The 20,197-nt window shown below is 39.0% G+C and carries 17 protein-coding genes; 7 read left to right on the plus strand and 10 right to left on the minus strand.

Annotated elements, in window-relative coordinates; genetic code table 11:
* The first annotated feature begins 115 nt into the window (after window positions 1-115).
* Window positions 116-634, plus strand: a complete 519-nt coding sequence (locus LB454_RS05270; RefSeq protein ID WP_224463572.1) for a hypothetical protein — start codon at window positions 116-118, stop codon at window positions 632-634.
* Window positions 635-754: 120 nt separating this feature from the next.
* Here LB454_RS05270 and LB454_RS05275 read toward each other — a convergent pair whose 3' ends face one another.
* The 8 genes from LB454_RS05275 to LB454_RS05310 form a co-directional block, all read right to left on the minus strand.
* Window positions 755-2,500, minus strand: a complete 1,746-nt coding sequence (locus LB454_RS05275; RefSeq protein WP_224463573.1) for a hypothetical protein — start codon at window positions 2,498-2,500, stop codon at window positions 755-757.
* Window positions 2,493-4,718, minus strand: a complete 2,226-nt coding sequence (locus LB454_RS05280) for a tryptophan-rich sensory protein (protein WP_224463574.1) — start codon at window positions 4,716-4,718, stop codon at window positions 2,493-2,495. Before LB454_RS05280 ends, LB454_RS05275 begins: the two co-directional genes overlap by 8 nt.
* Entirely contained in the window at window positions 4,715-5,956 is a 1,242-nt protein-coding gene (locus LB454_RS05285) for a BatA domain-containing protein (protein WP_224463575.1), read from the minus strand. The genes LB454_RS05280 and LB454_RS05285 overlap by 4 nt, the downstream gene beginning before the upstream one ends.
* 1 nt (window position 5,957) lies before the next feature.
* Window positions 5,958-6,854, minus strand: a complete 897-nt coding sequence (locus tag LB454_RS05290; RefSeq protein WP_224463576.1) for a DUF58 domain-containing protein — start codon at window positions 6,852-6,854, stop codon at window positions 5,958-5,960.
* Window positions 6,855-6,859: 5 nt separating this feature from the next.
* Window positions 6,860-7,864 (minus strand): AAA family ATPase, encoded by a 1,005-nt coding sequence (locus LB454_RS05295; RefSeq protein ID WP_224463577.1) that lies wholly within the window; start codon window positions 7,862-7,864, stop codon window positions 6,860-6,862.
* 12 nt (window positions 7,865-7,876) lie between these two features.
* Entirely contained in the window at window positions 7,877-8,494 is a 618-nt protein-coding gene (locus LB454_RS05300; RefSeq protein WP_224463578.1) for a DUF4159 domain-containing protein, read from the minus strand.
* Window positions 8,495-8,764: 270 nt separating this feature from the next.
* Window positions 8,765-10,078 (minus strand): TldD/PmbA family protein, encoded by a 1,314-nt coding sequence (locus tag LB454_RS05305; protein WP_224463579.1) that lies wholly within the window; start codon window positions 10,076-10,078, stop codon window positions 8,765-8,767.
* Window positions 10,079-10,109: 31 nt separating this feature from the next.
* A complete protein-coding gene (locus LB454_RS05310) occupies window positions 10,110-11,750 on the minus strand; it encodes a TldD/PmbA family protein (RefSeq protein ID WP_224463580.1) in 1,641 nt (546 codons plus the stop codon).
* Window positions 11,751-11,964: 214 nt separating this feature from the next.
* Here LB454_RS05310 and LB454_RS14205 point away from each other — a divergent pair, with 214 nt between their 5' ends.
* A complete protein-coding gene (locus LB454_RS14205) occupies window positions 11,965-12,177 on the plus strand; it encodes a DUF4411 family protein (RefSeq protein WP_224463581.1) in 213 nt (70 codons plus the stop codon).
* A 249-nt stretch (window positions 12,178-12,426) separates the two neighbouring features.
* On the opposite strand, the gene LB454_RS05320 is transcribed toward LB454_RS14205, so the two are convergent.
* Window positions 12,427-13,119, minus strand: coding sequence for an arylesterase (locus LB454_RS05320; protein WP_224463582.1), 693 nt, complete (start codon window positions 13,117-13,119; stop codon window positions 12,427-12,429).
* Window positions 13,120-13,193: 74 nt separating this feature from the next.
* Here LB454_RS05320 and LB454_RS05325 point away from each other — a divergent pair, with 74 nt between their 5' ends.
* The 3 genes from LB454_RS05325 to LB454_RS05335 all read left to right on the plus strand — a co-directional run bounded on the left by LB454_RS05325 (window position 13,194) and on the right by LB454_RS05335 (window position 17,392).
* On the plus strand, window positions 13,194-13,883 hold the full coding sequence (locus LB454_RS05325; protein WP_224463583.1) for an ABC transporter ATP-binding protein: 690 nt from the start codon (window positions 13,194-13,196) through the stop codon (window positions 13,881-13,883).
* Window positions 13,880-16,429: an ABC transporter permease gene (locus LB454_RS05330; RefSeq protein ID WP_224463584.1), complete on the plus strand. Its 2,550-nt coding sequence runs from the start codon at window positions 13,880-13,882 to the stop codon at window positions 16,427-16,429. Before LB454_RS05325 ends, LB454_RS05330 begins: the two co-directional genes overlap by 4 nt.
* 99 nt (window positions 16,430-16,528) lie before the next feature.
* Window positions 16,529-17,392, plus strand: a complete 864-nt coding sequence (locus LB454_RS05335; RefSeq protein ID WP_224463585.1) for a mechanosensitive ion channel family protein — start codon at window positions 16,529-16,531, stop codon at window positions 17,390-17,392.
* 200 nt (window positions 17,393-17,592) lie between these two features.
* On the opposite strand, the gene LB454_RS05340 is transcribed toward LB454_RS05335, so the two are convergent.
* Entirely contained in the window at window positions 17,593-18,375 is a 783-nt protein-coding gene (locus tag LB454_RS05340) for an Fpg/Nei family DNA glycosylase (protein ID WP_224463586.1), read from the minus strand.
* A 307-nt stretch (window positions 18,376-18,682) separates the two neighbouring features.
* On the opposite strand from LB454_RS05340, the gene LB454_RS05345 reads away from it, so the two are divergent.
* The gene (locus LB454_RS05345; RefSeq protein ID WP_224463587.1) at window positions 18,683-19,651 is read left to right on the plus strand and encodes a S41 family peptidase; all 969 of its coding nucleotides are present in this window, start codon (window positions 18,683-18,685) and stop codon (window positions 19,649-19,651) included.
* 50 nt (window positions 19,652-19,701) lie between these two features.
* Entirely contained in the window at window positions 19,702-19,983 is a 282-nt protein-coding gene (locus LB454_RS05350; RefSeq protein WP_224463588.1) for a hypothetical protein, read from the plus strand.
* Window positions 19,984-20,197: the final 214 nt, after the last annotated feature.

A 20,197-nucleotide genomic window follows, 5' to 3' on the forward strand; every position in this document is an offset into this window, starting at 1 on the left:
AGTTGAGCTTATCTATTTAGAGTAGCTTTACTGAATATCAACAATTTACCAAAAAACTCTGATACCACATGAGAAAGGTTTGTTTTATGTATAAATCATTTGAAATTAAAGCTCTATGAATTTTATCCTAAGACTTTTTTTAACCTTTGGTTCGGTGTCCTTTTTTTTAGTTGTTTTTCTAATTCAGAATGACATCAACCCGTTACAAAAACAACTAGGAATTTTTTCATGGATTATTCATGTGATTTACGCTTTAATTCCTTTTGTAACCATTTTGATTGCTTTAGCCTTATGCAAGTGTTTAGAAAAATCAACCATAACGAAAGTAATTTCGATTGATCCTTCCAACAATGACTTTTTAGACAATTATTTCGCCTTCTTTTTTGTAGCACTGAGTGTAAAAGGCTTAACTACATTTTGGGTAATATTTGGAATTACTATCATTTTCACATATGTCTCCAGAGTTTCTTACTTTAATCCTGTTTTTCTGGTCTTTGGGTATAGGTTCTACTACATAGAATCAGATGAAAAAGTAAAGATCATGCTCATTAGTAGAAAGAAAATATTGAGTCCTAAAACCTATGGAACTATTTCTGTAAGACGAATTAACGATTATACATTTATTGATATATAATAATCCCATCCTTTTAGAAGATTTTGCTCGTCTTAGCTTTATGCTCTACAATACATTGCTTTAAACTGGTAGTTAACTTGATGATTCTGCTGGGAGGGATAATTTCTGAAGGTGTCGATTTTAAAGCTTTGGCTCCAGCCATAAACCACCAATCGCAAGGAGGAATAGCACATAAAACCAAATCGGATTAATCGCGATTGGACTTTTTTTGAAATCTTTGTCAATCACACTTTCCTTTTGAAAAAACTCCTGGTTCTCTAATGAGTTTTGATAAGCTTTTACAGTCTGCCAATCCTCGGGATTGTGAACAAAATAATCAAAAGCAAAAGTAGAATCCTGCTCCACCCTCAATTTTTGCCAGCCCGATTCTTTAGGAAAAGTTTTTCCACTCCATACTTCTGCTAAAGTCAAATCCTGTTTAAGTGGAAGCAAGCGATGGTTTTGATCTAAAACTCTCGGATCGTCTAGCGAGGTTCTTATTTGAAATGTAAAAGGCTCGTCCTTAAACGCAAAAAGCTTTTCAGGTTGGCAGGTTAGCATTTCTGAATTTCTTTTACTCAGCTGTTCAACAATGTCTGTCCAGATATGTTGATAGGCTTCCTGTTTACCTTCTAGTTGTAATTCCCAGGTATTTTCCAGTAAGGTCACTCCCAGCCTTCCCTGTTCCATGCGTTGATACCCGCTTACAATCGAAGAGTTAGATCTGTGAATATCTTCAACTCCAAAGTCATTTTTGATTTGAAAAGGCTGCCTGCCCACTGTGACTCCATCCAGATCATCCAGCACAACTTCTGTCGCAGAAACCCGCTGAAATTCGAAAACTGAAAAATCGCCCAGATTCGTTAAGGCATTGGCTTCTCCCAGCATTAAAATGCCCAGACCTGATGCTCTCATCGACTTTTGCACTGCATTTTGTTCTGACCTGGAAAGCGCTTTTGTAGATTCTGAATCCAAAATAAGTAAGTCAAAATCATCAAGGTTAGAAGAATTCAATCGACCTATATTTTGTCGTTCTGTATTAAAAAATTCAAATTTGAATCTGCCTGTGGTGATGCGGTTTTTAACGATCACTTCATGGCCTAATTCGGCTAAAAAGTTTTTCAGATACTTAATTTCAAACGTAGGATAAGCATTCAAAATCAAGATTCTCAGGGTTTTTGCTTCCTTAACTTTTAAAGGCAAAGGATTTTGGTTAAGCACTTTACCTATGGAATCTTTTTCAGATAGGCTAAAGACATAATTTCCAGAAACTTTCAAGTCAGTTGAAAGCTCGAAATTTATATGGTCTTCAGCATCAAAAACAACAGAATCTAAAGCTGTTCCTGCAGCATCTTCTAAAACCAAACGGTTTCCAGGCTTAGGATTGGAAAATCGACCTCTAACATGGAGCCGCTTCCCTACCTGAGGATCCTGCTTATAATTTAATTTTATAAGTCCCGTCACCTCCTCACCGGGAAAGTAAGTCACAGGAGTATTTTCAAGTTGCCACAAATCATAAACATTTACACCGCTGCCTAAGACAAAAATTTCTTTTGAATCGGTCAAACCTGACAAGGCCTTTTCTTTTCGATAATCTAAAACTTTACTTTTCCGGTATTCTTTCTTTAAGCTATCAAGTTGATTTTGGTTATAATGTTCTGTAATAATGATGACTCGTCCTTCTTTTATTTCTTTTGGAACAGCAGGTTTTAGGGCCAATAAGGCCAAAGAGGTTACCGCCAACAGGCTTAGGAAAATTTTCAAAATCAGGTGTTTTCTTCCAGAGGTTTTCCATTCTTTCCAGACAAACACCAGGATCAAAATAAGCCAACAGATTAATACAGGCCAAAACCAGGAGCTATTCAAAAATGTAAGATGATCACTCATTTCTTTGTAATTCTTTCAAAACAAATTCATTGAGTTTTCCATTAAAACTGCTTTTTTGCATTGGCTCAGGTGTTAGTTTAGGCAAGGCTTCTAGAAGTCCTTTTTGGACTTCAAACATCAGTTGCTGATCAATTTGTGGTTCATCCTTCAATCTCTTTAATTGCTGTAAAGTTTGCAGATATCTTCCAGGTTCAGCAATGGCTTTGTCAGCCAGCTCATTCCCTGCCTTTTCAAAAAGCTGTCTATCAGACTTCTTAGGTTCAGCATTCGACCCTTTAAACTCTTCCAATCTCAAAATACTTTGTTTTATAAAATAAAAGTTTTCTGTTCTTTCTAAGTCTTCTGCTTTGCTGTAATTACTAACCTCCTCAACATCACCAGACAGCCTAGCTTCTTCTTTGATGGGTGGCGGGTCAAATCCGATGCGATGGACATAAATTCTGGCAGAGTTTTTAATTTCCTGGATCAGCTCTAAAGCTTCATATTGAAAAGGTAATGACTTCTCTGGCTCGTGAAGTCTCAGATGCAGCTCAGCGTCCCACATGATATTCAGAGCTTGACGGAGTTTGGCTTTAAGATTATCGGTAAACAATGTCGAAGACTCTGGATCGCCGTGATCATGGAGATACTCTGCCAGCGGATCTTTCTCTTCATCAGTATCATCGTGATCATGGTCATGGTCATGTTCCTCTTCCACTAAATTATGCTCATTATCCCCATCGTGATTATGAGAATAGTCTGCAAGAGGGTCCTCCTCATGATCGTGGTCATCTGAAAGTTCTCCACCACTTCCCATTCCTCCTTCTGCTTCATCACCCATAAACTGACCATACTTCAAGCGAAGAGATTTCTGATCGAAGCCTAGATCATTGCTGGTGGAGTTAAATTCCTCTGTTGAAAGTTGGCCCCGCTGACTTATCAGTTTTTTGGTATCTATGATCAATTGGCGTTGACTCCTAAAATAATCTGGCATGAGGTCAACGCCAAGTCCGGCATCTACGCCTGGCCCATAATCTGTAGTGTCTTTAATCACGGCAAAATGCGTTTCACTTCTGGAAACATTAGCCAGCGGTCGTTTCAAATCTCGAGCTTCCACATAGAAATAAAGTTCATCCCCAGGCTCCATAGCTATGTCTTCTAAATCTAAACTTTTAGTGAGGTTCACTTGTTTTTTACCAGTTGTAATGCTCTGGTCAAAACTCAACTGCTCCTCACGAAATTTTACAGACTCTCCAGTTCCTTTACTCACCGTTGCAATGATATAGGCATTATCAATACCAAAATCATCTGTAATAGAAGTCTGGAAACTGATATTTTTTTTGTCATTATAATTAAATGCAGTAAACTGTTTCAAATCATTTAAAACGATTACCGGTGCCTTGTCTTTGGTCACTTCTATGGCAAACAAGTCTGAGGTGTAGGTTGCCCCCTTGGTATCGGTAAACCTGAAATTGTAAAAGCCTGAACTTTCCAAAACTGTACCTCCTGTATATCCCTGTTTAGTTTTTCTCAAAAGTCGACCTTTGCCCATACTTTCCAGGCTAACACTGTCTACCTCGCCTTCAAAGCTCAGCTTCCAGTTCACTCGCGAGCCTTCCACGGCCTCAATATTCATGTTTGATGTCGTTCTTGCTCTTAAACCTGTATACGCAGGATAATGAATGGTGACCTCCTGTGTGTTTAAAACCGGTGGTTGAATTTTGACGGCTAAAGAATCAGTTGGTTTGAAGCTTATTTGCTCTTCCTTCGGTAGGGTATTTTGATTGAAACTTAAATTTTTAGTAACACCTGAGTAGAATACTAAAACACCTATACCAATCATAATTATAGAACTAAATAGTGCTTTTTTCAGCTGATGTCTGGGCTGTATATTTTTAATTTCAGCTTTAATAGCCTTAGAAATCTTTTGCTGCTGAAGCTTTGCCAAACCGGATAATTCTGTTGTAGACTGTAGTAATAAACCGCTGCTATATTCAAGCTGATTAGACTGTGAGTCGATATAATGACTAACTTTTAATAAATCAATTTTCCAGGGTTGTCTTAGGATCAGCAGCACTGCAAAAACCATCACAAACCCTAGAATGCTAACCAACCAGCTTAAAGTCAACAACCAACTTAAAACAGAAAAGCCAGTGGCATACAGCACAACTTCCAGCCATAGCAGGAACTGCCATTTCTTTTGAAATCCAGCTAATATGTCTTTCCCTGTTTGCTTCATTGTTTTCTGTATCTTGACAGTACGCGTTCAGATAGCAATAAAATTACCAAAACCAACCACAAGTAGTTGGAAACCTCTCTGCCTTTATCTTTGTTATCAGTTGTAGTGTCTTCTGTAAAATTAGGTTTTAAAAGCTCGAGATTCATCACTCGGCGATCATAAGCACCTGCTTCTTTTCTCAGTTCAGGATAAAGATTCAGCATCTTAAGGAGTTGATCGCCCAGATGCTCGTCAATAACATTTTCTGAAGTCAGCTCTGAAGTTAAATAGTATTCATTTTCAGAGTTTCCGGATTCTAAAAGTTCACCTGCCAAAGCATCTGATCTAAACTTCAAAACTTTAGCTTCTGTATCTGGCGCAGGTTGATCACTTAACCAAACCAATAGATCACTTGGCGATAAACTATCTTTTTCCTTTATATTTTTAATTTTGAAGGGATGATTTAGGTATTTTTCCAGAGCTAAAAATGAGGCTTTTAGATATCTACTTTCAGAACTGAATTGCTCTTCGGAATACATGCTTATCTGTAATGTATCTTTCTCGATGACTAAAATTGAATCCCTGATTTCAGAAGTCATATTTTTAATTTCTTTCTGAAATTTAAACACATCCGTATCACTTTTTACCGAAATCCATTCTGCTTCATTTTTATCTTTAATCACGCCCACCAAAGGTTTTTTAGTTTGATCTGGATTCAGATTAACCCAGTTGATAGGTGTAGTAATTTCAGGACGCTTTCCTTTAATTCCACTTAAAAATGCATTGGTAAACACGACAATGCTATCGGTTTTAAAAGTTTGCATTTCTCTAGCCAGTTGCCAGTAATTAGGTGGTCCTGAATTACTAGGTTCTAAACGTTCTGAATTGTATTCTGGAAAGTCAGTTTTCAAAAAACGAACCTCAGCCTGAGCATTTAAGCTATCCGCTAGTGTTTTCACTTCGGGTGATTCTAATAAAGAGGCTTCAACCAAATATGTGATGGGAGAATTTTCAATTTTGCTAGTCAGGCGCGGTTCGGCTATGATGAAAACCAAGAGTGCAATCAGTAACATTCTGAGTAAAAGCAGCCAAAGCTCATTTAGCTGTATGCTTCTACTTCTTTGGGAATTGGATTCCTGCAGAAACTTGATACTTCCAACGCGTATGTTTTTTCCCTGCCTTTTGCTCCACAGATGTATGGCTACTGGAATGCCAAGTCCGAGTAAAGCCCATAAAAATGAAGGATTTGTAAAAAACATATTACATCAGTTTATTTCGCCTTTTCAACAGCAATTGAAGAGCTTCTCCAAGAGGTTCGTCCGTTTGAAGGAGTTCATAACTTATGGCATTGGCCAGCAGCACCTCTTTAGTCTTTTTAATGGAATTTTGAAAAGATTCCAGATACTGAGTTCGTGCTTTTTCAGCATCGATTTCAAGTTTTGCTCCGGTTTCTAGATCTTCAAAAGTCAAAGCGCCATTGTAATTAAATTCCAATTCATTTTTGCCTAAAATGTGCAAGACCACGACTTCATTTCTGGAAGTTTTCAGTTTCGTGATGACGTTGGTCAATTCTGAAGATTCCTCGTGTAAATCTGAAATAAAAAAAATCAATTCTTTACGGCTTCTATCGTGAATACTATCAAAAGAACTCGACTGCTTTGGCCATTTGCCCTGGGTTTGGATAGAAATCAATTCCTGCAACAGGCGATTGAAATGCTTTTTCTGAACCCGAGGCTGTAGCGTATGCAATTCCTGGTCATTCAGCGCGAATAAACCCACAGCATCGCCTTGGGACTGTGCCAGCCAGGCCAAAGAAGCAGTCAGCACTCTTACATAATCCATTTTACTAATTCCACCTTCCTGGTGCTGCATGGAATGGCTGGCATCAAGAATAAATTTGACCGAGATATTGGTTTCTATTTCTGATTGCTTGATGTAATACCTTCCAGAGCGTGCCAGCATTTTCCAGTCTAAAAGTCGTAAATCATCTCCAATTTCATAACCTCGGTACTGACTAAATTCCATCCCCGACCCAAGTCTCCGGCTGTGGTTCAATCCCGACAAATGACCATCCACAACTACTCTGGAAATAAGAGCCAGACCACTTATGCTGTTAATGATTTCTGGTTTAAGCAACTGTCGATAGTCCTGCTTCACTCTTGTTATATTTTGGCTGGAAATATGGATTTTAATAACTCAGTTGTCACTTCATCTGAAGTTAAGCCTTCTGCTTCAGCTTTAAAATTCACAATCACTCTGTGGCGCAAGACCGGATAGGCACAATGCTCCAAATCTTGAGGGGTGACTGCCAGTCGACCTTGAAGTAAAGCTCTGGCTTTTGCTGTCAAAATTAAGGCCTGGCCTGCTCTTGGTCCTGCTCCCCAGCTTACCCAGTCTTTTACAAATGTATTACTGCTCGTCTCAGGTCTTGTTGCTCGAATCAGTTTATTGACATAAGTAATCAGCTCATCACTGATGGGAACTTCTCGCACCAATTCCTGTAATCTTAAAATTTCGGCACCGCTTAGCACAGGATTAATGACTTGCTTTTTAGAACCTGTGGTGGACTTCAGGATTTGGTTTTCTTCTGTTTCGGTGGGGTAACCTATTTTTATGTAGAACAAGAATCTATCCTGCTGGGCTTCCGGAAGTGGAAAAGTTCCCGATTGTTCTATGGGGTTTTGAGTAGCCAAAATGAAAAAAGGGGGTTCCAGTTTATACGTTTTTCCAGAATAGGTGACTTCAAACTCCTGCATAGCCTCCAAAAGCGCTGCCTGAGTTTTGGGTGGGGTTCGATTAATTTCATCGGCAAGAATAATGTTCGCGAAAATTGGCCCTTTATTAAATTCAAAAAACTTTTTACCTGTCGACTGGTCTTCTTCTAAGATTTCGGTTCCAATAATATCTGATGGCATCAAATCTGGGGTGAATTGTATTCTGTTGAAGTCAAGTGCAATCGCCTGTGATAAACTTCGAATCATAAGTGTTTTGGCAAGGCCTGGCACGCCTTCCAAAAGCGCATGGCCTCCTGCCAAAAAGGTGATGAGTAACTGGTCGACGGTTTCTTCCTGACCTATAATTACCTTGGCGATTTCAGTTTTAAGGTCCTGTAGTTTTTTGGTTAGGGTTTGGACTTCCCTTTCCAAATCTGCTAGTGATTCATCCATATCTATATTCGTTTAAGATGTAAGTGCATACATCACAATATTTACCCCAAAACGGGTATTGTCTATTTTATAAAATCGTTTGTTTCTAAAGTCGTAATCCCATTCACATCCATAATCCTTATTGCTATAGAGTACTCCTATTCTGCCATCTATGAGGATAGCTTTTAAATACTCGTGCACCAAATCATCTCCCCAGCCATTGAGTTCCTGAGATGTGGTGGGTGGGCCGTCTTCAAATTCAAAAAATACATTGTACAGTTCATGATCATTTGGAATTTTAGACAATGCTGCAGGACCAAAAATGTCTGCCATTTGACGTTCAAAAGATTTAGCAAAAAGCCCATCGATGTCGTGATTACAATCATCGGCAAACACAAAACCTCCATTCCTAACGTATTTTTCAAAATTCGTTTTTTCTTTGGTGGTAAATTGAACCAGCTTATGACCTGAAATATAACAGAATGGACATTTAAAAATCTCATCGCTACTCAAAGGAACAATATTTTCTACCGTATTCACTTTCAAGGTAGTGTATTCCACCAAAGAATTGAGCAGATTGGAAGGCATACGCTGATCCACGTCCCAGTCTCCGGATTCGTATTGAAGTCTTGTAAAGAAAAAACTGTTCATGGATAGATACGTACTATTATCTTTTATAATTGAAAGTTACATTCTAAAATTGAAATAAAACATCACACGTGTTGATTTGTCAACTATGCGCAAGCGAATTCTTGTTTTCAAAACAGAAATCTGTAACACTAATTTTGACTAATGAATTTCTAAAAAGTAAAACTTAGACCTATGACTTTTACCTAGATCTGCCTCGCTAATTAAAAAAAAGAAAAACTGATTGAAATGAACAGGTCACCACAATCAGTTTTTTGAACGTTTGAAAGTTAACTATACCGCGTCTGAGAGGCTTGTAAAAGTAAAATCTCTCACTTTCATGTACGGAATCAGGTTTCCATTCATTCTTACCTGTTCGCCAAGAGCTTCCAGGTTGTTCAACATAATGATCGGACTTTCATTGAATCTGAAATTCTTTACGGGATATTTAATTTCTCCGTTTTCAATATAAAATGTTCCGTCACGGGTAAGTCCCGTGTACAATAAAGTTTGCGGATCTACACTACGGATGTACCAAAGTCTGGTAACCAAAATACCCCTTTTGGTACTTTTGATAAGTTCTTCTCGAGTAGCATCACCACCTTCCATGATAAAATTAGACGGAAAAGGCACTGCATCTACGCCTTTTTGTCCAGCCCAGTATCTGCTGTAAGCAAGATTTTTGACGACTCCGTTTTCTATCCATTTCATTTTTTTAAGTGGCATCCCCTCACCATTCCAGGTTGAAGTTGGCACATCTGGATGTAAAGGGTCACTCCATACATTGACGCGCTCATCTACTATCTTTTCTCCCATTTTGGTACCATCATCTTTGGACATAAAGCTTCGTCCTTCATCTGCAGTACGTGCATTAAATGCACCTGACATATTTCTCAGCAAATCTGCAGAAGCTGCAGGTTCGAGAATAACGGTATATTTTCCCGGCTCTATAGCTCTCGCTTCACGAGACATTACCGCTTTATCGATAGCTACTTTAGCCGCTTCTTCAGGATTAAATTTATTTACATCATTGAAATCACGAGAAACCCAACCAGAACCTGTTCCATCATTAGTTCTCATGGTGACTGTAAAATCAACATTAGTTGATTTGTTGTACGCAAACAATCCATTGGAATTGAGCATAGCTCTGAACCCTGAAGAATCATCTAGAAAACCAGCTGCTGTCACTTCCTTTTCGGAAGCTGGATTGATGCTTTTTGCAGCAACCTCCGCACGAAATTCAGGTTTGATATTAGCTGTAGCCTCTACAAAAGTGATAGATTCATCATAAGTCTGAGGGCCTAGTGGTGCCATAAACTCAGGATTTTCTGGAGAAAGTTTAGCCAGCTCTTCAGCTCTTCTTACTACACTTTTTAGTGATTCCTCATCAAATTCGTCTACAGTAGCTGTACCAGATCTCTTTCCATAACTGGCTTCCACAGACATGGTTTGGTTGGAACGATGCCCGGAAGTAGACACTGTATTTCGGGCATAACGAATGTTTCCACTTTCGCTACCTCCCATATTGATTACACAAGCATCTGCGGTAGAAAAGCTCAAGGCTTTTTCCATGATTTGTCTTGCTTCTTCTTTGGTATATATTGCCATTTTTAAATTGCTTTTTTAAAGTAAACTTCGATTAAACACTTCTACCTGTATTGATCACATTAACGCCATCAAATCTTGAGGTAGAACTTCCATGAGAAACAGCACTTACCTGAGAGGGCTGTCCTTTACCGTCGAAGAAAGATCCAAACATTCTGTAATCATTTTCATCGCAAATTTTGGTACAGGAGTTCCAGAATTCCTGAGTATTGGACTGGTAAGCAACATCGTCCAGCATACCTACAATTTCCCCATTTTTGATTTCATAGAACACCGTTCCACCAAACTGAAAATTATAACGCTGCTGGTCTATAGAATAGGAACCGCGGCCTGCAATATAGATGCCTTTTTCCACGTCTTTGATCATGTCTTTTATAGAATACTTTTGCTTTCCAGGTTCCAATGATACATTAGGCATACGTTGAAACTGAACATCATTCCAGCTTTGAGCATAGCAGCAGCCATGAGATTCATTTTGATCTATCATGTGCACCTGGTCGCGAATGGCCTGATAATTAGTCAGTACACCGTTTCTCACCAGATCCCATTTCTTGGTTTTTACACCTTCATCATCATAGCCCACAGCACCAAGAGAACCGGTCTGAGTTTTATCGGCGACAAGATTCACAATATCACTACCATATTTGAAGTCACCAGACTTCCATTTGTCCAGAGTGGCAAAGCTTGTCCCTGCATAATTGGCTTCATAGCCAAGCACGCGGTCAAGTTCCAGTGGGTGACCTACAGATTCATGAATGGTTAATCCTAAGTGGTTAGGCTCCAGCACTAAGTCGTACTTTCCAGGCTGCACCGATTTTGCTGTAAGCATTTCTTTGGCCTGCTTAGCCGCCAAAGTAGCATCTTCTACAATATCATAACTATTGCGATACAATCTCAATCCTGATGGACCTTCCAGCTTTTCAGATTCAAGGCCGTCCATATATTCATAGCCCATACCCATAGGAGCACTCATGGCATCACGGGATTTGAATTTTCCCGCAGCACGGTCTATGGCTGTTACGCCAAAAGTTGGCCAGATTCTATGGATGTCCTGATCTATATAAGAACCCTCTGTAGAAGCAAAATACTTTTGCTCATTCACCATAAACAAGGCAGAATTTACAAAATTAGCTCCGTTTTCCATCGCCGCCGCATTTGCGCTTAGCAAGAGGTCTACTTTTTCTGAAACAGGTACTTCCTTAAAGTCTTTTTTAATTGGCGTTTTCCAGGAGACTTCGCCGTGAGACTGAACCGGAGCCAGCTTCACAGGGTCCTTTTGGATTTTAGAATTGGCCTTGGCGATAGCCACTGCCTGTTGAGTAGCTTTCATAATACCATCTTCGGTGACGCTGTTGGTAGAAGCAAATCCCCAGGTGCCATTAGCAATCACGCGAATACCAATACCAAACGACTCGGTATTCACTACATTCTGTACCTTGTCTTCTCTCGTGAATACGTACTGATTGAGATAGCGACCAATCCTGGCATCGGCATAAGTCGAGCCGAGAGATTTGGCGGTATTCAAAGCTACATCGGCAAGTTTCCGCTTGGTAAGGATATCCATCCCCTGCATCAAAAGCTGCTCGGCAGAGACGTTGTTTCCTAACATCAAGGAAGGCATCATCAAAGCACCGGCACCCATACCACTTAATTGAACAAACTTTCTTCTTTTCATAAAAAATATTCTGTTTTTGTGATTGAATGAATTGTTTAAGTATTAAGAAGGCCAAAAAGCCAGGATGATATCCTATCCCAAAAAAGGCTTAATTCTATTAGCATAGTTCTTAATAATAGCCTAAAATAATATTTTTTCCTAAACTAAAGCGCCAAATAAAAAGAAGATTCTTAGTCTAGGTCAAAACTTGTATCCAAATAAACAGTTAAAGAATATGATTATACCCAATTGTTATTCGGTTTTAAAAGATTTTGCTGACCCTTGGCTAATTGCTTTTGCTATGAGTAATAAGTGGACTATTGTTACTTATGAAAAAAGCCAACCTGAAAGAAAAAACAGAATAAAAATACCTGAAGTTTGCAATCAATTTAATGTCAGATCTATTGATACAATCCAAATGTTTAGAGAATTGAATGAAAGTTTCTAAAGCGCAAGTCTTAGAGATATAACTTAATAAATATTGACCGAAAGTGCTTCACATCATTTGAATCAAAAAGCAGTAGATCTTAAAACTCCCTGTTTCAGCCGACATCTAAAATATACATCTTTCACGCCGCCTTCAGAAACACCTTCTCACCAGCTGTACACTCTAGACTAACGCAAGATATTAAGCAATGTATTGCAGAACAAAACAGCTAGCAGAAGCAAATTCAGAATAAAGAAGTCTTAAAATACTTTACTCCTTTTCCACAAGGTTTTTTAAAACACTCCAGACGTTTTCCCTAACAATCTTGTAGCCTTCCGCGGTGGGGTGTATACCATCCTGCTGGTTCAAGTCCTCGTTTCCTGCGACACCTTCTAGAAGAAAAGGAATGAGTTCGATATCGTTTTTCTCGGCGAGTTCCGGGAAAATGCTTCTAAATTCTGAGGTGTACTCCTGACCCATATTGGGCGGAATCTGCATGCCGGCCAACACTATTTTGGTATCCGGATTTTCTTTTTTTACGATGTCGATGATCTCCTGAAGGTTCTGTCGGGTTTCTGCTAAAGGAATACCACGTAAACCATCGTTGGCTCCCAGTTCCAACACAAACACATCTACCTTCTGATTGAGCACCCAGTCGATCCTGTTCTTTCCACTGGCGGTGGTTTCCCCACTCAAGCCGGCGTTCACCACTTCGTAATTGTACCCCAGTGAATCCAGTCTGTTTTGCATAAGTGCCGGAAAAGCTTCAGAAGGTTCTAAACCCATGCCCGCTGTAAGACTGTTACCAAAAAATAAAATGACATTTTTTTCTTCTTGCTGGGTCTCTACTGGAGTAGTAGGATTTTGGGTAGTGGTTTCCTCAGATTTCTTTTCAGAATTATTTCCACAGGAAAACAATAGCATTAGCGATAGAATTGCAATATGACGACTTAAGTTTCTCATAACAACGGGGTTTATAACCAAACTGTTTCTTTATTTTGCTTCATTCTAAAAAACAGACTTAAATACAGTTCAGCATGGCAAAGATATTAAACGTTCACCATCTTGAGAAAAGCTATTCCAGCGGATCCAAGAATCTTAAAGTACTACAAGACATCAGTTTTGAAGTAGAAGAACAAAAAACATTTGCTATTGTAGGCCCGTCTGGAAGTGGAAAAACAACTTTGCTCGGACTTTGTGCCGGCCTTGATAGTCCTGATACTGGCTCAATCGAGCTGTGTGGAAATGAACTGAGCGCATTAGGTGAAGATGAACGTGCTTTGCTGCGAAATAAACATATCGGTTTTGTATTTCAGGATTTTCAGTTGCTGCCAACGCTTAGCGCTTTAGAAAATGTCGCTGTTCCGCTTGAGCTGCAGGGTGATAAAAAGGCCTTAAAAACCAGTAAAGATCTGCTGGAAAAAGTAGGCTTGGGCGACAGGATTCACCACTATCCTTCTCAATTATCTGGAGGAGAACAGCAGCGCGTGGCTTTGGCTAGGGCTTTTTCTACCAAACCTTCCATTTTGTTTGCCGATGAACCTACAGGAAATCTGGATGCTGAGACGGGGGAAAAAGTGGAAGAACTCCTTTTTGATCTTAATAAAGAATCTGGAACAACTCTTATCATCGTTACTCACGATATCGAACTGGCAAATAAAACTCAGCATATCCTCAGACTTAAAGGAGGAAAAATTGTTGAAAATAAAGAAAAGCAAGTCCAATGAGTGATTCCAAAACCTCAAAATCTGGCTTAAACTGGCTCTTTAAAATGGCCTGGCGTGACGGTAAAGCCAGCGGTAAAAAATTAGTCCTTTTTATGGCATCTATTGTGCTGGGGATTGCTGCTGTCGTGTCCATTCAATCCTTTGGAGAAACGCTTAAAGCCAATATTTCTTCTGAATCAAAAGCCCTGATGGGCGCTGACTTCAAAATAGACAGTGACGATCCACCTAACGAACGTGTCCAGCAAATCATGGACTCGCTTGGCGGCGCGGAAGCCAGAGAAATCAAGTTTGCTTCCATGGCGGCTTTTCCACAAAATGAAGCCACCAAATTGATGCAGGTGCGCGGCATTGAAGGTGGATTTCCGTTTTACGGTGAATTGGAAACCCAACCCAAAGAGGCAGCCAATACTTATCAAAAAAGAGGAGCAGCATTGGTAGATGCCACAGTGATGCTTCAGCTGGGAATCCAGCCAGGGGACAGTATCAAAATAGGTAAGGTTACCCTGCCTATTGCCGGAGAACTCAACAGTGTTCCTGGCAGTACCACTATTTTTAGCTCTGTAGCGCCTCCAGTGTTGATACCCTATCGATTTATTGAAGAATCTGGCTTGGTACAAACCGGTAGCCGAATCGACTATGAGTTTTACTTTAAGGCAGTCTCTAACACCGACATGGACAAGCTAGACAAAGAGTTGGGTCCAATGCTGGATGCAGAAGATGCCGATCTCGACACCCATACTTCTACCAGCGACCGACTCGGTCGTCGGTATGAAAATTTTGGCAAGTTCCTTAATCTTGTGGCTTTTATTGCTTTGCTTTTGGGTTGCGTTGGTATAGCCAGCGCTATTCATATTTACATCAAAGAAAAATTACGTGCGGTTGCCGTTTTAAAATGTTTGGGCGCTAGTAAAAAACAGACTTTTTTAATTTACCTGATACAAGTTGCCGTGATGGGCTTAATTGGAGGTGTTATCGGAACAGCACTTGGATTGATGCTTCAACAGCTATTCCCATGGCTTTTGGATGGACTCCTGCCGGTAGATGTGGAAATTACATTCTCACTACAAGTGATTGTAATGGGGATTTTATTAGGAGTTTTAATGTCTGTACTGTTTGCTTTATATCCGCTCATCGGTACACTTTACATTTCACCTTTGCAGGCTTTACGAGTCATCAAGGAAAAATCCAAAAAATCCAGGAAGCCCATTAGTTTAGTTTCTGCAAGTATCTTTTTATTTATCTTTTTGTTTTCACTCTGGTTGCTGGAAGACTGGAAATACTCACTTGCTTTTGTTGGTGGAATTTTAGCGACGTTTTCTATTTTAGCTGGAGTGGCCTATTTGTTTATGCGCGGCATTCGCAAGTATTTCCCACACACCTGGGGATTTGTTCCCCGACAAAGTTTACTGAATCTTTTCAGGCCTCAAAACCAAACCCTCACGTTGGTCCTTGCCATTGGTGTTGGGACATTTTTAATCAGCACGTTGTATTTCAGTAAAGATTTATTACTGGCTCAGGCCTCTATAGAATCTCAGTCTGATAGTCCTAATATGATTTTGCTGGATGTGCAAAGCGATCAGCGAGAAAATTTAGCTAAAACGATAAAAAGTAACAACTTACCTGTTTTGGAAGATATTCCTATTGTGACCATGCGGGTGCAAAGCATCAAGGGAAAAGCTGTCAATGAAATTCGAAAAGACTCTACTTCACAAATCAACCGCTGGGTACTGAATCATGAATTTCGAACGACTTATCGAGATTCACTCATTGCATCAGAAGTCATTGAAAGCGGCTCCTGGACTGGACAAGGTGCAGATAAAAATCCAGTACCGGTTTCGGTGAGTGATAATTTTGCTGAAGATGCCAGAGTTGAAGTTGGTGATGAACTGGTCTTCAATGTACAAGGTGTTTTGCAAAACGCAGTTGTGGGAAGTATTCGGAAAGTAGACTGGTCCAGAATGCAATTGAATTTCTCTTTGGTTTTTCCCAAAGGTATTTTGGAAAAAGCTCCACAGTTTCACGTCTTAACCACCAAAGTTTCAGGCGAAGAAAATTCAGCTAAATTACAACAGGAGCTCGTTAGTAAATTCCCCAATGTGTCGATTATAGATTTAAGACAAGTTTTAAATGTAATTGAAATGCTACTTGGAAAAATTTCCTGGATCATCAATTTTATGGCCTTCTTTAGCATTTTGACGGGTATCATCGTACTTTTAGGCGCGATTCGTACCAGCAAGTATCAGCGTATACGAGAAAGTGTGTTGCTACGAACTTTGGGCGCCAAAAGCAGTCAAATCATAACAATTAATGCACTGGAATACATTTACCTGGGTGTTCTTGGAGGCTTGTCCGGTGTGTTGTTGTCGTTAATAAGTAGTCAGTTATTGGCCTGGCTGGTGTTTGAATCCCCTTTTGTACCGTCCCTTGTTCCATTTCTGGTTATATTCCCAGGTATTGTGCTACTGGTACTTATTATTGGTTTAAGCAATAGCTTGAGCGTCATCAGGAAACCTCCACTGGAAGTATTAAGAAAAGAAGTGAGTTAACAATTTTAGGACATTTCAATTCATTTTTTAAAAAATAAATACATTTGATTGTTTTAGAATGAAAAAATCAAGATGTGATTTCTACCTAAATCTCTTACCATGAACGAAATTTTCAGCGAATCTTTAGACAAAATTCTAAAATTTGGAATACCTCTGGCCATTGTTGTCATCACTTTCATCATAGCCTTGTTGTTCAATAAGTTTTATTTTGCTTTTTTAAGAAAAAGAGCCGCATACCTAAAGAACAATCCAACTAAATATAATTTTCTTGGTCACTTTCTTACCGCGATGATCTACATCATAGGGTTTAGTTTTGCTATCATTTCTGTACCTCAGCTCAAAACCATCGCCACCTCCTTGCTTGCAGGAGCAAGTATACTGGCTTTGGGCGTTACCTTTGCCTCTCAGCAGGCCTTGTCTAACATTGTTTCAGGTATTTTTATCGTTATTTTCAAACCCTTCAGAGTCAATGACCGTCTCATCATCAGAGATACCATGTCTGGAATTGTGGAGGACATCACCCTAAGGCATACCGTCATTAGAAATTTTGAAAACCGAAGAATTATCATACCAAATTCAGTCATAAGTAACGAGGCTGTAACCAATTCGGATCTAGGTGACGAAAAAATCTGCCGCTTTTTAGAAATGGGGATAAGTTATGACAGTGACATAGATTTAGCCAAAAAAATCATGTTTGAAGAAGTTCATCAGCATCCTGATTATTTTGATGTTCGTACCGAAGATGACATCGAAAAAAACACACCTGAAGTGACCGTGAGAGTTATGTCGATGGGGGACTCATCAGTAAATCTTAGAGCCTGGGTTTGGGCGGAAAATTCTGCTAAATCTTTTGTGATGCATTGTGACCTTCTAGAAAGTGTCAAGAAACGATTTGATAGGGAAGGCGTTGAAATTCCATTCCCTCATAGAACCATCGTCGAGAAAAAACTGATGACAAAGTAGTAGCTTTTCTTCTGAATTTACTCAGAGTAGCTTAATGTCTTTTTCGATACATTGCCTTAGGCTTAAGGGTAAATTTATAAATTCAGTCTGGAGGAAATGATCTACTGAAGGTGAACAGGCAACCTCACCCTTCAAGTTTTTGATCTGATGTATAAGAAAAACTCTTCGCAACTCATACATTTCAGGAACATAGTCAATCATTAGAGTTTCTGCCACTCCGGTGAGAAGTAAGTCGTCCGTCCGCCAACTTTCATTTTTTCAATTTTTACGCCAGTATGAAAACAGGTGGCACCTTCTTTTCTAAAATGCATCAGGAAATACTCCGGGAAATCGCTGTAATGCGCATCGTTTTTGATAGCCACTTCAATTACGGTTTTCATAGCTTCAAAGACTCGCTCAATGTCTTCACCAGTCATGTCATCCACTTTTTTAGCAGGATGCATTTTGGCCTGGTATAGAATTTCGTCGGCCATCCAGTTACCAACGCCAGCCGCTACACTTTGATCCATCAGGATTTTCTTGATGTCGGTCTTTCGATTCTGAAGCGAAGCTTTAAAATCGTCGAGCTTCAAATCTCTGGCATCATCGCTTAGGTGGTGTTCAGCTTTAAATTCAGCAATAGAGTTGGTGAGATCCCACCAGCCAAATTTGCGTTTATTCTCAAAAGCAAAATGAAATCCATTTTCAAAAGTTAACTGTATATGGCCATATTGAGGTCGGTCATCTTCACTCTTGTAATAATTTGGCCTGCCTGTCATTCCAAAGTGAATGACTAGTGTTTTCTCACCAGTCGTTTCCACAAACAAATATTTACCAATGCGCTGTGTGGCCTTAAATTCCTGATTGATCAAATGCGTTTCAAAAACGGATTGGGACTGCTTAAGCAATCTCGAATCCCGACAATCCATCGCAACAACGCGCTGACGCAAAGCGGTACTGTCTATATATACCTTGTAATTTTCGACTTCTGGTAATTCGGGCATAGCTTTTTTATTTAAAGTTATGAAAATAATAAATTATACGTTTATTCTTAAGTGTTGCTCCTTTCCAAGTTGAATTTTTCAGATGTATTTGAATCATTTTTACCAACCGAATTTGATTCTACAAGCATTCACGCTTTTCAATAAATTAGTGAAAACGAAATATTCAATTATTCATACATTTAAGCATAATAGGCTCAAAAAAGCATTTATGCATACTCAAAACTTGATATTTATTCATAGTTTATTACTTAAAATTGAAAAAAAGAGTATTTTTATAATCAACTAACATGATTGAAAATCTATTAAAATGAAATTACACTTCACTCCATTATTGCTTTTTATCTTTCTTTTGGTTTCTTGTAGCGATGACGATTCTGAACCCGCCGTTATTTCTAACGAGGCACAAGACTTCTTAGATGAAATGCTAGACATAATGGAATCCAACTCCATCAATAAGAATGAGATTGATTGGTCAAGTTTCAGACAAGATGTACTGGAAAGGGCTGGAAATGCACAAAACATAAAGGATACTTATCCAGCAATCAAAAGGGCCTTAAGATTGCTTGAAGACAATCATAGCATTTACAGAGGAGCTGATGGAACAGTCTTATCTGAAGGTTCAATACGCTGTAATTTTCAAAACATTGATGAGGCTTCAACTCCTGAAACCATTGGCTACGTTAGAGTAACTGCATTTTCTGGGTCCTCAAACAGTTCTGAAGCCATTTCATTTGCTAAAGAAATTCAAGACCAAATCAGTAGTCAGGACAATTCGAATACAGAGGGCTGGATCATTGATCTTAGAAGTAATAGCGGCGGAAATATGTGGCCCATGTTAGCTGGCGTAGGTCCTGTTTTAGGTGAGGGGACTGCTGGCTATTTTATTGATGCAGATGAGATCGAAACCTCATGGGGTTATCAAAATGGAGCTTCTGTCTCGAATGGAAATCTTTTGACACAGCTAGATGATTTTTACACATTAATCACTGACAACCCTAAGGTTGCTGTACTATTAGACAATGGAATTGCTAGTTCTGGCGAAGTTATGGCCATTAGTTTTATCGGCAGAGAAAACACAAGAAGTTTTGGAACTCCAACTTGTGGACTTTCAACCGCAAATTCAAGATTCAATTTAAGTGATGGCTCTGTACTTAATTTAACAGCTGCTTTTTTAGCAGATAGAAATAAAAACAAGTTTGGGATGCCAGTAGAACCAGATGAAGTTACTGCCGATGAAGATATCATACAACGTGCAGTCAACTGGTTAGAAAACTGATAAGATATTCAGATCCTAATTTCAAATTTTTGTTACTTCTAAAATCCATTATGAACAAAAAATTAATCTTTGGCATTATTGCTCTAACGATTGGTGTTATCTTGCATTTATTTTTTAAAACTATAGTTTCTAATTACTTAATTGGTGGAACTTTAGGCTTGGGAATAGCCATAGTTATAACAAGTCTAATTAATCCTAAAAAAATTAGGTATACGAATAACAGAAGTAAAATTTTGAATATCGTTTCTTATTTAGCTTTAATCATAATTGCAATTGCATGTATCGATTATGCTTTAGGTGAATTTATGTGGGGTTGGCAAAATCCCAAGTAAAAAAATTAACGATACATACAATTAAACCCTAAAGACATTCTAAAAAGCAATAACCTGCGAAGATGAAACCATACTATTTGAATAGTATTAATCATTCGGTATTCTATCAAAATTTTGAATACTTTTTTAAATAAAAAAGAAGGCTGCCTTTCGGCAGCCTTCACTCTTTAGAGACAATGATTAATTAATGTCTCTTTGGTTTGACCAATTCATC

It is taken from the genome of Psychroflexus montanilacus (assembly GCF_020164535.1).
Taxonomy (GTDB): Bacteria; Bacteroidota; Bacteroidia; order Flavobacteriales; family Flavobacteriaceae; genus Psychroflexus; species Psychroflexus montanilacus.